Genomic DNA, 14,155 nt, shown 5'->3' with positions numbered 1-14,155 from the left:
GTCTCCACGGCCAACCACACCTATCATGAGCGCTCTCGAGGAGGAGTACCGTCTCGACTACTTCGAGGAGGAGGGGTTCGAGCGCAAGGAGTGTCCCTCCTGTGGCGCACACTTCTGGACGCGCGATCACGACCGGGAGACCTGCGGGGAGCCCCCGTGTGCGGAGTACGAGTTCGTCGGCGATCCGGGCTTCGACGAGCCCCACAGTTTGGAGGAGATGCGCGAGGCCTACCTCTCCTTTTTCGAGGACCACGGCCACGAGCGGATCGACCCCTACCCGGTCGCCGCCGAGCGCTGGCGCGAGGACATGATGTTGACCATCGCCTCGATCGCCGACTTCCAGCCCCTCGTGACGTCGGGGGAGACGCCGCCGCCGGCGAACCCCCTCACCATCTCCCAGCCCTGCATCCGGATGCAGGACATCGACAACGTGGGGAAGACGGGCCGGCACACGATGGCCTTCGAGATGATGGCCCACCACGCGTTCAACGCCCGCGAGGACGTCGAGGGCGAGTACGCCTACGAGGGCGAGGTCTACTGGAAGGATCGAACGGTCGAGCTCTGTGACGAACTGTTGGAGTCGATGGGCGCCGACATCACCGAGGTCACCTACATCGAGGACCCCTGGGTCGGCGGCGGCAACGCCGGCCCCGCCATCGAGGTCATCTACAAAGGCCTCGAGCTGGCGACGCTCGTCTTCATGTGCATGGAACGGGACCCCGAGGGCGAGTACGAGCTGAAGGACGGGAACCGTTACTCGTTCATGGACACCTACGTCGTCGACACGGGTTACGGCCTCGAACGCTGGACCTGGATGTCCCAAGGAACGCCGACGGTCTACGAGGCGGTCTACCCCGAGATGATCGCCTTCCTCCGGGAGAACGCCGGGATCGACCATACGGAGGAGGAGGTCGACCTCGTCAACCGCGCCGCGCGGCTCTCGGGGAACCTTGACATCGACGACGTCGACGACGTCGAGGCCGCCAGAGGCGAGATCGCCGCCGAACTCGGCATCGACGTCGCCGAACTCCGCGAGCTCGTCGAGCCCCTCGAGGCGATCTACGCGATCGCCGACCACTGTCGCACCCTCGCGTACATGTTCGGCGACGGGATCGTCCCCTCGAACGTCGAGACGGGCTATCTCGCCCGGATGGTGCTCAGACGGACCAAACGCCTCTGTGACGCCGTCGGCGTCGACGCGCCGCTGGACGAACTCGTCGACATGCAGGCCGAACGCCTGGGCTACGAGAACCGCGATACGATCCGGGACGTGGTCCGTTCGGAGGTCGAGAAGTACCGCGAGACCCTCGAACGCGGGGGACGTCGAGTCGAGGCGATCGCCGAGGAGTACGCCGAGCGAGGCGAGCCGATCCCGACCGAGGAGCTCCTCGAGCTCTACGACTCCCACGGCATCCAGCCCGACATGGTCGCCGAGATCGCCGGCGAGGTCGGCGCCGAGGTCGACCGATCCGACGACTTCTACAGCCTCGTCGCGGCCCGCCACGACACCCCCGAGGAGGCCGAGGCCGTAGAGGGGAGCGGGGACGACCGGTTCGACGACCTCCCCGAGACCGAGACGCTGTACTACGACGACCAGCAACGCACCCAGTTCGAGGCGGTCGTCCTCGACGTCTTCGAGCGCGAGGAGGGGTACGACGTCGTGCTCGACCAGACGATGTTCTACCCCGAGGGCGGGGGCCAGCCCGCCGACCACGGGACGCTCTCGACCGACGACGCGACCGTCGAAGTCCGGGACGTCCAGCGCGAGGACGGCGTCGTCCTCCACCGGACCGACGGCGACCTCGGGAAAGGCGAGTTCGTGAAGGGTCAGATCGACGTGACCCGCCGCCGGCGGCTGATGCGCCACCACACCGCGACCCACATCGTCATCCACGCTGCCCGGGAGGTCCTGGGCGAGCATATCCGCCAGGCCGGCGCCCAGAAGGGCATCGACTCCTCGCGGATCGACGTCCGCCACTACGATCGGATCTCGCGGGCGGAGGTAAAGGAAATCGAGGACGTCGCCAACGAGATCGTGATGGACAACACCTCGGTGAGCCAGGAATGGCCCCACAGAAACGAGGCCGAGGCCGAACACGGGTTCGACCTCTATCAGGGCGGCATCCCGCCGGGGACGAACATTCGACTGATCCACGTCGCCGAGGACGTCCAGGCCTGTGGCGGGACCCACGTCGCCCGCACGGGCGACGTCGGCGCGATCAAGATCCGCTCGACCGAGCGCGTCCAGGACGGCGTCGAGCGGCTCACGTTCGCGGCGGGCGACGCCGCGATCTCGGCGACCCAGGAGGTCGAGGACGCCCTCTACGAGGCGGCGGAGATCCTGGACGTCTCCCCCCAGGAGGTTCCCGAAACCGCCGACCGCTTCTTCGAGGAATGGAAGGCCCGGGGCAAGGAGATCGACGATCTGCGAGAACAGCTCGCTGCGGCCCGCGCGGGCGGCGGGGGCGGCGGCGAGGAGGTCGCGGTCGGCGACGCGACCGCGGTGATCCAGCGCATCGACGCCGACATGGACGAGCTCCAGGCGACGGCGAACGCGGTCGCCGAGGACGGCACGATCGCGGTGATCGGCAGCGCCCGAGACGGCGCCCAGTTCGTCGTCGCCGCCCCCGAAGGAACCGGCGTCGACGCTGGCGAGGTCGTCTCCGAACTCGCCGCCCGGGTCGGCGGCGGCGGCGGCGGTCCGCCCGACTTCGCCCAGGGCGGCGGGCCCGACGGCGAGGCCCTCGAAGAGGCCTTGGCGGACGCACCCGACGTGCTCCGGCGGGTTCTGAACGCCTGATTCTACGGGCTCGTCGGGAGCGACGGCACACGACCGTCGGGATGCCCGGCGGACCGAACGGACCGCTCATAGGATCGGTTCCAAGTCAGTGCCCCGTCGATCGCAACACGGTGGCGCGATCGAACGGTACACCGTTGTAACCGACCCTCTCAGAGCTCGATCGTGATCGGCTCGTCGCGGTCGCCGGCGACCCGGGCCTGTTCCTGGGGGACCCGGTTGTAGCCGTCGGCGCGTGCGGATATCGTCCACTCGCCACACCAGGTCGTGATCTCGACGGTGCCGTCGGCGCCCGTCTCGCCCGTCGGGTTCTCCATGAGGCCGTGGTCGGGCCGCGCGACGTCGACGGAGACGGTCGCGTTCTCGACGGGGTCGCCCGTCCCCCCGTCGACGACCTCGACCGGGGCGGTACAGTCCTCGGGCTCGACGACCGCCCGAACCTGGACCGTCCGTGGGTCCTCGCCGACCGTGACGACCGTCGCCATCGGGTTCGTCCGGTAGAGTTCGCGCTCGTAGGCGACGATCCGGTACTCCGCCGGCTCGACGTCGAAGGAGGCGAGGCCAGTCGGTCCCGTCTCGGCCTCGAGTTCGCGGCCGGTCCCGTCCTCGCGTGCGACCGAGACGGTCACGCCGGAAACCGGCTCCCCCGAAACGGGGTGGACCGCACGGACGGTGAGCGCCGCCTCGCTTTGGGCCTGGAGTTCGACCTCGATATCGGTGTCCATCCGGTGGTCGTGTTCGAGGGTCGTCCCTGCGTAATCGGGGTGGTCGATCTCGATCGTGTACGTGTTCTTGTAGATCACGTCGCCGTAGACCCCGTTTCCGTTCGTCTCGCCGGAGAACTCGAGGGGAACGTCGCCCGGGGTCGGTTTGCCGGTCCCGAGGACGGAGGCGCCCTCGATCGGGTCGCCGTTCCCGTCGACGACCCGGAGGGTCAGTCCCGCGGTTCCGGGCTCGCCTTCGGCCTCGAGGGCGACGACGACGTCGCTTTCGCCCTCGTGGCTGTGTTCGACCGTCTTCGTGACGTAGTCGGGATGTGAGACCTCGATCGTGTACTGGTTTTCGTAGATGACGTCGTCGTAGAGCCCTTCGCCGTCGGTCTCGCCGGAGAACTCGAGGGGGATGTCCGCGGGGTGGGAGTCGCCGACGCCCGCGACCTCGGCGCCCTCGATCGGGTCGCCGACCGCGTTCGTCACCCACAGCCGCAGCAGGGAGGTGTCGGGCTCGCCTTCGGCGGACTCGAGTTCGACGGTGAGTTCGCTCTCGCCGTCGTGGACGTGATCGACCGTCGCCGACTCGAAGTTGGGGTGGCTGACCTCGATGGTGTACTCGTTCTCGTAGACCTCGTCGGTGTAGACGCCCTGGGCGTCGGTCTCGGCGACGAACTCCGTCGAGACGTCGGCCTCGAGGGACCCGCCGGTGCCGTGGACCGTCGCGCCCTCGACCCGTTCGCCCGCCGGGCCGAAGACCGTCACGGTGATCGGGTGTTGGGGTGGTGCCTCGACGTCCCCGCTGCCGGCCGGGTCGTCGTCGGTGTCGTTGCCGTCCGTTTCGTCGTCCGTCCCGTTGTCATCGGTGTCGTTGCCCTCGGACTCGTTGCCGTCGGTGCCGTTCGTCTCGCCATCGGCATCGTCCGTGCCGTTGTCGGTGTCGGTATCGTTGTCGTCGTCCGTCCCGTTGCCGTCGGTCTCGTCGTCGCCGAACCCGTCGCTCGTCCCGTTGTCGCTGTCGTCGGTGTCGTTGTCGTCCGTCTCGTCGGTTCCGTTCTCGTCGAGACCGCCGTCGTCGGTATCGTTCCCGAGGTCCTCCCCGTCGGACTCATTGCCGTCGGTGTCGTTGCCGTCGCTGTCGTTGCCCTCGGTATCGCTATCGTCGGTTTCGTTCTCCTCTTCGTCCCCGTCGAGGGGCTCGGCCGCACAGCCGGCGAGCCCGATGGCGAGGGCGGTCGTCCCCGAGAACAAAAGCTCCCGTCGATCCAGTTGCATACGTGATACTCGTTAGCACTGATAGAAAACGTTTCCGATGCGATCGGTTACCGGTGCCCGTCGGGAGCATCCCGGCAGCATCGCGCATCCCGACCCCGTTCGCAGGAACGCCCGGTTCGTCCACAGAAAAATAATATTTATGATAGTTCCTGGCGGGACGGAGCCGGCCTAGCGCCGGTCCCAGTAAGGCCCTCCCCTTCCGCCAGCCTGTTTATCGGGGTCGGCATCCGGGCGAGTGGATGGCGCTGCTCGGTCGGGGACGCGACGACGTGCTCGCGGTCTGGCGGCGAGCCGTCGGGCTAGGGTGGCCGATCGCGGTCCAGCAGACGCTGAACACGCTGATGCGGACCGTCGACGTCGTCGTCACCGGCCTCTTCTCCCCGGCGGCGGTCGCCGCCGTCGGCCTCGCCGACCTCTACGCCCAGCTCCCGCTGCGGATCGGCCTGGGCCTCGGGACGGGCGCCATCGCGCTCTCGAGCCAGGACACCGGCCGGGGCGCCGACCTGGACCGGGACCGGGCGGTCAGCCAGGCGCTGCTGATCGGTTTTCTCTGTGGGCTTCCCCTCGTCGCGGTCGGCCTGCTCGCGGCCCCCTCCCTGATCGCGGTGCTCGGTGCCGAGACCGAGGTCGTCACGCTCGGCGGGGCCTATCTGACGCTGGTCTTCGTGGCCGCGCCGGTCCGGATCGTCGGCCTCGTCGGCGCCCGCGCGCTCCAGGGAACGGGCGACACCCGCACCCCGATGTACGTCAACGGGACGGCGAACGTCTGTAACATCCTCCTGACGGTGAGCCTCGGCCTCGGGATCTCCGTCGCGCCCGACCTCGGTATCGTCGGCGTCGGGCTCGCGACGGCCGTCAGCCGCACGCTGGAGGCGGTCGCGGTGGTCGGAGCGATCGCCAGCGAGCGGACCCCGCCCGGGCTCACCCGGCCTCGAGACCCCACGATCACCCGCCAGCTGATCGCGGTCAGCGTCCCGAACTTCGCCGAGGGGATGAGCACCTCGCTGGCGAACTTCCCGTTCAACGCCCTCCTCCTGCTCTTTGGCACCGAGGTCAACGCCGCCTACCACATCGGCCGGCGAATCTACCAGCAGCTCACCGGGCCGATCTACCGCTCGCTCTCGACGGTGGCGAGCATCGTCGTCGGCCAGACCGTCGGCGAGGACGACCCCGCGGGCGCCCGGTTCGCTGCCCGGGCGATCCTCGTCCTCGGGACCGTCACGATGGGCGTCTCGGGGGTCGTCCTCGTCGTCGCCGCCGCCCCGCTCGCGGGCGTGTTCACGAGCGACGCGGCGACGAGGGCCTACGCGGTCGAGTTCACCCGGGTCTTCGGCGTCTCGATGCTCTTCTTCGGGGTCTTCTTCCCGCTTTCGGGCGCGCTGCGGGGCGCCGGCGACACCCGGACGCCGTTCTACGCCCGGTTTCTCGGCACGGTCGTCTTCATGCTCGCCGGCTCGTACCTGCTCGCGATCACCCTCGGCTACGGCCTCCCCGGGGTCTACGCCGGGATCGTCCTCTCCTACGTCTGCTGGGCGGCCGTCGTCGCCGCGGGCTTCCGGTGGGGAGACTGGCTCGAGACGGCCGCCTCGATGATCGACGAGCGCGCGGAGGCGGAGGGCGAAACCGGTCCCGGACGGTCGTAGCCCGCGGCAAGCCGCCCGTTTACCGTCCCCGGTGCCGTAGAGTCGGGAGTGAGTCCGTATGACGTCTTCCTCGTGATCGTCGCCCTCGGGCTGTTCGGGGCGATCGTCCTCCCCCGGCGGCTCGCCGGGAAGCCCCTCTCGCTCCCGATCGTTTACGTCGCCCTCGGCGCGGTCCTCTTTACGGTCGTGCCGGGCGCGCCCGCGGTCGATCCGGTCGCCACCCCGGCGGCGACCGAGCGCCTCGCCGAGCTCGTCGTGATCGTCGCCCTGATGGGCGCGGGGCTGAAGATCGACCGGCCGTTCGGCCTCGCGGGCTGGGCTTCGACCTGGCGGCTGCTCGCCGTCGCGATGCCCGTCACGATCACGCTGACCGCACTCCTGGGCTGGGGCGTACTCGGACTCCTGCCCGCGACGGCCGTCTTGCTGGGTGCGGTTCTCGCGCCAACCGATCCCGTCCTGGCATCCGACGTCGAAGCCGGTGCGCCCCTGACCGAGGTCGAAGAGGAGCGCGCGCCCGAGAACCGCTGGGGGTCGGTACGGTTCTCGCTGACGTCCGAGGCGGGGCTCAACGATGGGCTCGCCTTTCCGTTTACCTACCTCGCGATCGCGCTCGCAGCGGCGACCGGGCCCGCCGCCACGGGCGGCTGGCGGTGGCTCGCGGAGTGGGCGCTCGTCGACGTCGGCTACCGGATCGCCGTCGGCGTCCTCGCCGGCTATGCGATCGGAGTCCTGATGGCTCGGCTCGTCTTCGGCTCGCCGGCGCCCTCCCGCCGGGCCGAGGTGATGGCCGGCGCCGAGGCGCTCGCGACGACGCTGCTCGCCTACGGCCTGACCGAACTGGTCGGCGGCTACGGCTTTCTGGCGGTGTTCGTCGCGGCACTCGCGCTCAGACGCTACGAGTGGACCCACGAGTACCACCGCGAGCTCCACGACTTCGCGGCGATCGTCGAACGCCTGCTGATGGCGGCCGTCCTCGTTCTCTTCGGCGGCGCGGTCGCCGGCGGCCTGCTCGCCCCGCTGACGCCGGCCGGCGTCGCGGTCGCGCTCGCGATCCTCCTCGTCGTCCGGCCGCTCTCGGGCCTGCTCGCGTTCGCGGGTTCGGACGCCCCCCTGGCCGACCGGGCGGCGGTCTCCTGGTTCGGGATCCGCGGCGTCGGTTCGTTTTACTACCTCTCCTTTGCGCTCGCTCACGCCTCGTTTACGGAAATCGAACTCCTCGTCGCGGCCGAGCGCCTCTGGGCGGTCGTCGGCTTGGTCGTCCTCGCCTCGATCGTCCTCCACGGGATCACCGCGAGCCCGGCGATGGCCGCCATCGACCGCCGCCGGCACGGCGACCCCGATCCCGGCCCCGACTCCGACGACCGCTGATCGAGCGATCTGCGGACCGCGAGCGGGTCAGAATCCCGGAACGCCCACCGCCTCGAACGTGACGATCTCGAGGACGGCGAGGACGTACATCACGACGAAGACGGTGAGCCAGGCCCCGAGGGTGATCAACAGGGCATCGATCCACCCGCCGGGATACCGCGAGTTGATGATCGCGAGGTAGGCGATGAACACCAGGATCGGCCCTAGCAGCGGAACCCACCCGAAGAAGAAGCCGACGACCGCCCAGACGATCGCTCCCAGCAGGGCGGTCACGATCGCGTAGGTGTAGTCCTCGACCCCCGTGACGACCCGGGCACCGACGTAGATGCCCAGCGCGCCGATCAGGAGGCTGACGACGAACACGATGATGGATGCGACGACCATGCCCAGGATCGTCCACGAGGAGTGTAAACAAGGTAGTGCTTGCAACGGCCGATATCGACCCCTTCAACGGTTCTCGCGAGGAGATGTCCACGAGCAATGACCAGTCTCGGACGGGACGAACCGGGCGGAGACGAATCGGGCAGGCAACAGCGCGACTCCGGTCGATCACGGTACGAGAAGTAGGCCGGCGCGAATTCGAACTCCTGGGGACTCGCTTCGCTCGTCCGCCGTGCTCGAATCCGCTTGGGTCCATTTACCCGCATCTCGGACTCGTCGCTGCGCTCCTCGTATCGCGGTGCGGGAAAAGTGGGCCGGCGCGAATTCGAATCGCGGTTACGGCCACCCGAAGGCCGAAGGATACCAAGCTACCCCACCGGCCCGCAGGCGGACTAACGCCCGTTGATCGTTTAACGTTTCCGGAACTGCGACCCTCGAGGACCGGGCCGCAGGCGAGGGCTATGTCTCGAGATACCGGTCGTGGTGGCGACGGCAGCCGGGGTTGAACGCGGCCCCGCAGTCGGGACAGGCCTCGTCGCAGGCGAGATAGGCCTCAACGGAGAGGGTCGCGCCGCAGGCACCACAGAGCACGCCGGGCTCGCCGAACGCCGACCGGGGGATCCGCTCTCCGTCGTGGTCGGCGAGTTCCTCGTGGCAGGAAAAACAGGGGTAGTAGGCGCCACAGCAGGGAAACCGGAAGGCGATCACGTCCACCGGGTCGTCGTAGTGGGCACACCGCGTCTCGCGATCGACGGCGACGCCCCGCAGCGGGACCGAAAAGCGGTCGTCGGTCTCCGGCGGCGGGGTCGTCCGCCGGTCGCCGTCGTCGCCCCGCCCGCCGTCCCCCGCTTCCCGGTCCATCAGTACGCCGTGTAGCCGTCGGTATCCAGCCAGTTGTGCGCGACGGTGATCGCCTGGTCGGCGTGGACTCTCGTGGGGCCGATCCGGAGCCGTCGGTCGGCCCGCTCGGCGAGCAGCTCGCCCTCGCGCTCGGTGAAGTCGCGGTGGTCCGAGAGGACGAAAACGGGATCCGCGGGCGGCTCGGTCTCCGCGAGCGGGTCGCCGTCCTCGTGGAGCGTGAGGAGCGGCCCCTCGCCGGCGACCGCATCGAGGGTGGCCTCGAGCCCCCGCCTGTAGAGGGAGATCCCGGGGCTCGGTTCGGCGGGCATCGCGCCGATGGCCTCCTCGCGGGCGTCGAGGGCGGTCCGAACCAGGGCTGCAGTGCTTCGCTCGTCGGGGTTCAGCCGCCGCAGCTCGCTCCCGTCGAAGGTGATCGCGAGTTCGTCCCGGCAGACGACGTGGACCCGGACGTCCTCGCGGATGTCGTGGGAGACGAGCAGGGCGGCGGTGATCGACCGGCAGAGCGCGTCGAGGCGACCGGCGCCGGGGAGGTCGTCGAGCGAGAAGTCGGCGTCGGTCGGGAGTTCGTGGCCGAGGCAGACGAACTGGCGCATACCGGCACGAGGGCGGCCGGCGGGATAGGAGCCTCGTTTCGCGTGCGGGTTGCATACGCATGGGGAGGCGTTTCCCCTCGCGCGGGCGGAGCCCGGCCCATGGCACGAGCCGAGCGTGGCGGGGCCCGCGAACTGTTCGCCAGGCTCGAGGGGCGAGCGTGTACGTACTGCGATGGCGACCTCGTTCGCGAGCGCTACAAGGGCGATCGGGCGGTCGTCTGTGTGGAGTGTGGGACGCCGGCAGCGCGAGCGCTGTGAGGTCGCGGGAGGCAGGCGCGGACTCAGAGAGTCCGCGGGAGGCAGGCGCGAGCGCCGTGAGGTCGCGAGAACGGCGCGCCCCCGTCGTCAGGGCGACTGGGACGCGGATCCCGTCCCCATCTCCTCGGCGATCTCCGCGCGGGCGCCGAGGGTGACCTCGACGGTGGTTTCCTCGCCGTCGCGGTAGACCCGGACGGGCACCGTCTCGCCGGGACTCGTCTGGAGGGCGAGGACCCGCGCGAGGGCGTGGCCGTCGGGGGTCGACTCGCCGGCGAGCTCGAGAACGACGTCGCCACCGACCGGGACAGCGCTCCCGCCGCGCTGGACCTGGTTGGGCGACGGTTCGAGGACGCCGTCGGCGGGGCCGCCATCGACGACGTCGTAGACGATGACGCCGTCGGCCTCCGGGAGGTCGTTCTCCTCGGCGATCGTCGGATCGACGGGCACGTGGCTGATCCCCAGAACCGGGTGGCGGTACTCGCCCTCCTCGATCAGGGCGGGAACGACCCGGTCGGTCAGCGCCGCCGAGATCGCGAAGCCGACGTTGTCGCCGCCGGCGGCGTTGATGACGCCGACGACCTCTCCCTCTAAATCGACGAGCGGGCCGCCGCTGTTGCCGGGGTTGATCCCGGCGTCGGTCTGGACGACGTTCGGGTAGGCAAACCCCTGGCCGGGCATCTCGAGGGTGCGATCGACGCCGCTGACGATCCCCTGGCTCATCGAGCCCTCGAGCCCGAACGGGTTCCCGATCGCGAGCACCTCCTGGCCGACCCGGGGGGAATCGGTCGCGAGGCCGAGGGGCTCTGCGTCCTCGGGGACGTGATCGACCTCGAGGACGGCGAGGTCGCTGTAGCGATCCGAGCCCAGGATCTCGGTCGTCGCCCAGTCGCCGTTGGTGTAGCGGACGTCGACCTCGTCGCCGTTGACGACGACGTGTTGGTTCGTGACGACGTGGCGGTCGTCGTACAGAAAGCCCGAGCCCTGTCCCTGGCCCTGATTGCCGGTCCGTGGGTCCTCGACGCCGCCGACCTGGAGGAACGTGACCGAACCGACGACCGCTTCGTAGACCTCGTGGTAGACGTCCGCGTCCGCCGCCGGATCGGTGGCGTTCTCGCCCGCCTCCGTCGCCGTCCCGTTGGATTCCGTTCCGTTCGTCGCGGTCCCGTTCGCGTCCGTCTCGTTCGTCCCGGTGGCGGCGTCGGTCCCGTTGGTCGCGCTCCCGTTCGTCTCGTTTGCATCGTCCGTGTCGTTCGTCCCCGCCTGGTTCAGCGGGTTCGAACAGCCGGCGAGCGCGCTCGCAGACGCGACGCCGACGGCCGCGAGAAGCCGTCGCCGGCCGAGGTCCGGGCCCGCTCGGGGATCACTCATGGCCTCGTCGAGGGACGGGACGGACTTGAATCCTCGGCGTCGAAGGGAAAACGTGTTACCCCGCCCGTCCCGAGGACAGGCGATGACGATACTCGAGCAGGCCCGCGCGGTCGCCGGGACGGGGCCGGTCTGTGCGACCTGTCTCGGACGCCCCTTCGCCGAACGGAGCTTCGGGCTGACGAACGCCGAGCGCGGGCGGGCACTGCGGACGACGATCGCCCTGGAGGACGACGAGCCCCACGAGCCGGTCTCCCCCGTCGACTGCTGGGTCTGTGAGGGCTACTGCGCCCCGGAGGTCGCCGACGCGCTCGCCGAGGCCGTCGTCGCCGCCCTCGAGGGGTTCTCGGTCGGGAGCTACCAGGTCGGTACCCGAACGCCGCCGCTGGTCGAGGAGAACGACCGCCTCCTCCGGGAGGACGCGGGCCTCCCCGCCGACGCCGGCGACGCACTCAATCGCGACCGCAACCGCGAGGTCGGCCGCCGGGTCGGCACCCGCCTGGAGGGGGCCGACGTCGACTTCGACCGACCCGACGCCCTCGCCGTGATCGATCTCGAGGCGTTCGACCCCCGGGAGGTCATAGAGACCGGCACCGTGACGGGCCACGCCGTCGACGTCCAGGTCAACCCCGCGTTCGTCTACGGGCGCTACCGCAAGCGCGAACGCGAAATCCCCCAGACCGAGTGGCCCTGCCGGGAGTGTGGCGGCAGCGGCGTCCAGCTCGGCGACGACGGCGAGGAGCCCTGCGACCACTGCGGGGGCTCGGGCTACATGTACGACACGAGCGTCGAGCAGGTCGTCCGCCCCCACGTCGTCGAGGCGATGGACGGCGAAGCGGGCACCTTCCACGGCGCGGGCCGCGAGGACGTCGACGCCCGGATGCTCGGGGAGGGACGGCCCTTCGTCCTCGAAGTGGAACGCCCCCGTAACCGCTCGCCGGAGCTCGCGCCGGTCGAGACGGCGATCAACGAATCGGAGGTGGGCGTCGAGGTCTCCGGCCTCCGGCTCGCGAGCTACGAGACCGTCGAGCGCGTGAAAGAACACGCGGCGAGCAAGCGGTATCGGGCCGAGGTCGCCTTCGGCGAGCCGGTCGAGGAGGGCGAACTGGAGGGCGCCCTCGCCGAACTCCGGGGAACGACCGTCGCCCAGGAGACGCCCCAGCGGGTCGATCACCGCCGGGCGAGCATGGTCCGCGAGCGGACCGTCTACGACGCCGGCGGCGACCTCGAGGAGCCGACCCGGGCCGACGTCGAGATCCACGGCGAGGGGGGCCTCTACGTGAAGGAGCTGATAAGCGGCGACGACGACCGGACCGAGCCGAGCCTCGCGGGCCTGCTCGGCACCGACGCGGAGGTGACGGCCCTCGACGTCCTCGCGGTGGAAGGCGAGGACGAGCCGTTCGAACGCGAGGAGTTCTTCCTCGACGACGGCGAGTGAGTTCGGCGCCGAACACACACGGTTCGGCCGGATCGTGGAGATCATGTTCCCCCACCCCGTCCGACCTCGGTATGCACCGGCGAGCCCGGGAGTTTCGGGACCGCGTGACCGATCAGTTCGGCATCGACCTCGCGATCCACGAGTTCCCCGAGGGGACGAAGACCGCCGAGGACGCCGCGGCCGCTGTCGGCTGCGAGGTGAGGGCGATCGCCAGCGCGCTCGTCTTCGTCGCCGACGGCGATCCGATCGTGGTCGTCACCAGCGGTGCCAACCGGGCCAGCGAGGCAAAGGTGGCCGAGGAACTCGAGACCGGAGACGTGAGGATGGCCGATCCCGACACTGTCCGGGAGGCCACCGGCTACGCCATCGGGGGCGTCCCGCCGTTCGGTCACGACGGGGACGTCCCGACGCTCGTCGACGAGACGCTCCTCGCGGAAGAGGAAGTGTGGGCCGCCGCCGGCACCCCCGAGGCCGTCTTCCCGATCGACCCCGAGCGGCTGGTCGAGTTCGCGGGGGCCAGGCCCGCCGACGTGGTCGAGTAGTCCCAGGAACTCGTGGACGGTTCACCGAATCGGTTTCGCGAGGACGTCCGAGGGCGATCCTGTTCAGTGGAGGTGCCGACTGAGCGATCGGTAACGAGTAAGACCTCCGAGACTAGTCAATCCTAAAACATCAATTCGAATATGTGTCTATAGCTGAGATATGGCTTCGATATCGGCCGGATACGCCAGTTACGGAATTTTTGCCTTCGGATTGCTGATGCTCGTTGCGACCATTGTGTTCTCCTCACAGACGGCACTTGCCTGTCAGTTTGACAGTGCGATTTGTGATATGATCGGCATCCACCCGACGCGGAGTTCGATCGAAGGGGTCGTTCCACCCGGAACGGGTGGTCCTCTCCGAGGAGGTGGACTCATCTGGAACGATGGATGTAATGAACGCGGGAGCCCGTTTCTGCTTCCCGTATTAGGTGTAATCGGAACAGTCACGGGGCTGCGTTTTATCATATGGGACGTTCACACGCAGTATTTATCTAACTGACCTCCGTGTTCTGTCGTTGATACATAGTGCGAGCGCATACCCGCGTCTTCAGGCGCGGGTCGAGCGGTAGGCATAGTGCGTCTGGGCTATGTTGCTACGAACGGCTGGATTTCCCCTGCACTCGGTGGTTTTAAGACGGTCGCCTTCCATAGTGTGTAGTACGGATGAAGACCACACGGCACGCAACCTACACCCTCAACTACCACATAGTGTGGTTGCCGAAGTACCGAAACTCGGTACTGGGTAATGAGGTTGAAGACCGTGTGCGCCGAATACTCCACGAAATCGCCGACGAGAAAGGGTTGGAGATTGTTGACCTCACCGTCCAACCCGACCACGTTCATTTGTTCGTGAGTAGCCCACCGAAGCACGCCCCGTCACTTCTCGCCAACTGGTTCAAGGGAATCAGTTCGCGGAAGTACAAT

12 protein-coding genes and 1 tRNA gene are annotated in these 14,155 nt (G+C 68.9%); 7 read left to right on the top strand and 6 right to left on the bottom strand.

Annotated features, from left to right (window positions below):
• Nucleotides 1–25 precede the first annotated feature (25 nt).
• On the top strand, nucleotides 26–2,800 hold the full coding sequence (gene alaS, locus DVH23_RS13145) for an alanine--tRNA ligase (RefSeq protein ID WP_114577894.1): 2,775 nt from the start codon (nucleotides 26–28) through the stop codon (nucleotides 2,798–2,800).
• A gap of 149 nt (nucleotides 2,801–2,949) precedes the next feature.
• Here the strand turns inward: alaS and DVH23_RS23570 are convergent, their stop codons facing one another.
• On the bottom strand, nucleotides 2,950–4,782 hold the full coding sequence (locus tag DVH23_RS23570; RefSeq protein ID WP_157972398.1) for a carboxypeptidase-like regulatory domain-containing protein: 1,833 nt from the start codon (nucleotides 4,780–4,782) through the stop codon (nucleotides 2,950–2,952).
• A 239-nt stretch (nucleotides 4,783–5,021) separates the two neighbouring features.
• Here DVH23_RS23570 and DVH23_RS13135 point away from each other — a divergent pair, with 239 nt between their 5' ends.
• Nucleotides 5,022–6,425 (top strand): MATE family efflux transporter, encoded by a 1,404-nt coding sequence (locus DVH23_RS13135; RefSeq protein WP_394342633.1) that lies wholly within the window; start codon nucleotides 5,022–5,024, stop codon nucleotides 6,423–6,425.
• A gap of 48 nt (nucleotides 6,426–6,473) precedes the next feature.
• Nucleotides 6,474–7,793, top strand: a complete 1,320-nt coding sequence (locus DVH23_RS13130) for a sodium:proton antiporter (protein ID WP_114577893.1) — start codon at nucleotides 6,474–6,476, stop codon at nucleotides 7,791–7,793.
• A gap of 27 nt (nucleotides 7,794–7,820) precedes the next feature.
• Here the strand turns inward: DVH23_RS13130 and DVH23_RS13125 are convergent, their stop codons facing one another.
• The 4 genes from DVH23_RS13125 to trmY all read right to left on the bottom strand — a co-directional run bounded on the left by DVH23_RS13125 (nucleotide 7,821) and on the right by trmY (nucleotide 9,628).
• On the bottom strand, nucleotides 7,821–8,177 hold the full coding sequence (locus tag DVH23_RS13125) for a hypothetical protein (RefSeq protein WP_114577892.1): 357 nt from the start codon (nucleotides 8,175–8,177) through the stop codon (nucleotides 7,821–7,823).
• Nucleotides 8,178–8,484: 307 nt separating this feature from the next.
• Nucleotides 8,485–8,557, bottom strand: a tRNA-Pro gene (locus DVH23_RS13120).
• Between the two features lie 76 nt (nucleotides 8,558–8,633).
• A complete protein-coding gene (locus DVH23_RS13115) occupies nucleotides 8,634–9,035 on the bottom strand; it encodes a CHY zinc finger protein (RefSeq protein ID WP_114577891.1) in 402 nt (133 codons plus the stop codon).
• Nucleotides 9,035–9,628, bottom strand: coding sequence for a tRNA (pseudouridine(54)-N(1))-methyltransferase TrmY (trmY, locus tag DVH23_RS13110; RefSeq protein ID WP_114577890.1), 594 nt, complete (start codon nucleotides 9,626–9,628; stop codon nucleotides 9,035–9,037). The genes DVH23_RS13115 and trmY overlap by 1 nt, the downstream gene beginning before the upstream one ends.
• Nucleotides 9,629–9,727: 99 nt before the next feature.
• Between trmY and DVH23_RS24265 the strand changes: the two genes are divergently transcribed.
• Nucleotides 9,728–9,886 carry an HVO_A0556 family zinc finger protein gene (locus tag DVH23_RS24265; RefSeq protein WP_198667925.1) on the top strand — a complete coding sequence of 53 codons (159 nt, stop codon included), beginning with the start codon at nucleotides 9,728–9,730 and terminating at the stop codon, nucleotides 9,884–9,886.
• An 87-nt stretch (nucleotides 9,887–9,973) separates the two neighbouring features.
• Here the strand turns inward: DVH23_RS24265 and DVH23_RS13105 are convergent, their stop codons facing one another.
• Nucleotides 9,974–11,254, bottom strand: a complete 1,281-nt coding sequence (locus tag DVH23_RS13105; protein ID WP_114577889.1) for a S1C family serine protease — start codon at nucleotides 11,252–11,254, stop codon at nucleotides 9,974–9,976.
• 82 nt (nucleotides 11,255–11,336) lie between these two features.
• Between DVH23_RS13105 and DVH23_RS13100 the strand changes: the two genes are divergently transcribed.
• The 3 genes from DVH23_RS13100 to tnpA form a co-directional block, all read left to right on the top strand.
• The gene (locus tag DVH23_RS13100; RefSeq protein WP_114577888.1) at nucleotides 11,337–12,689 is read left to right on the top strand and encodes a tRNA pseudouridine(54/55) synthase Pus10; all 1,353 of its coding nucleotides are present in this window, start codon (nucleotides 11,337–11,339) and stop codon (nucleotides 12,687–12,689) included.
• Nucleotides 12,690–12,760: 71 nt separating this feature from the next.
• Nucleotides 12,761–13,231, top strand: a complete 471-nt coding sequence (locus tag DVH23_RS13095; RefSeq protein ID WP_114577887.1) for a YbaK/EbsC family protein — start codon at nucleotides 12,761–12,763, stop codon at nucleotides 13,229–13,231.
• Between the two features lie 663 nt (nucleotides 13,232–13,894).
• On the top strand, nucleotides 13,895–14,155 hold a 261-nt coding region (tnpA, locus tag DVH23_RS13090), incomplete at its 3' end, for an IS200/IS605 family transposase (protein ID WP_114577886.1).

The organism is Saliphagus sp. LR7 (genome assembly GCF_003344565.1).
Classification (GTDB): Archaea; Halobacteriota; Halobacteria; order Halobacteriales; family Natrialbaceae; genus Saliphagus; species Saliphagus infecundisoli.
Note: the sequence above shows the minus strand (reverse complement) of the source record. Positions and strands in the feature narration are given on the sequence as shown.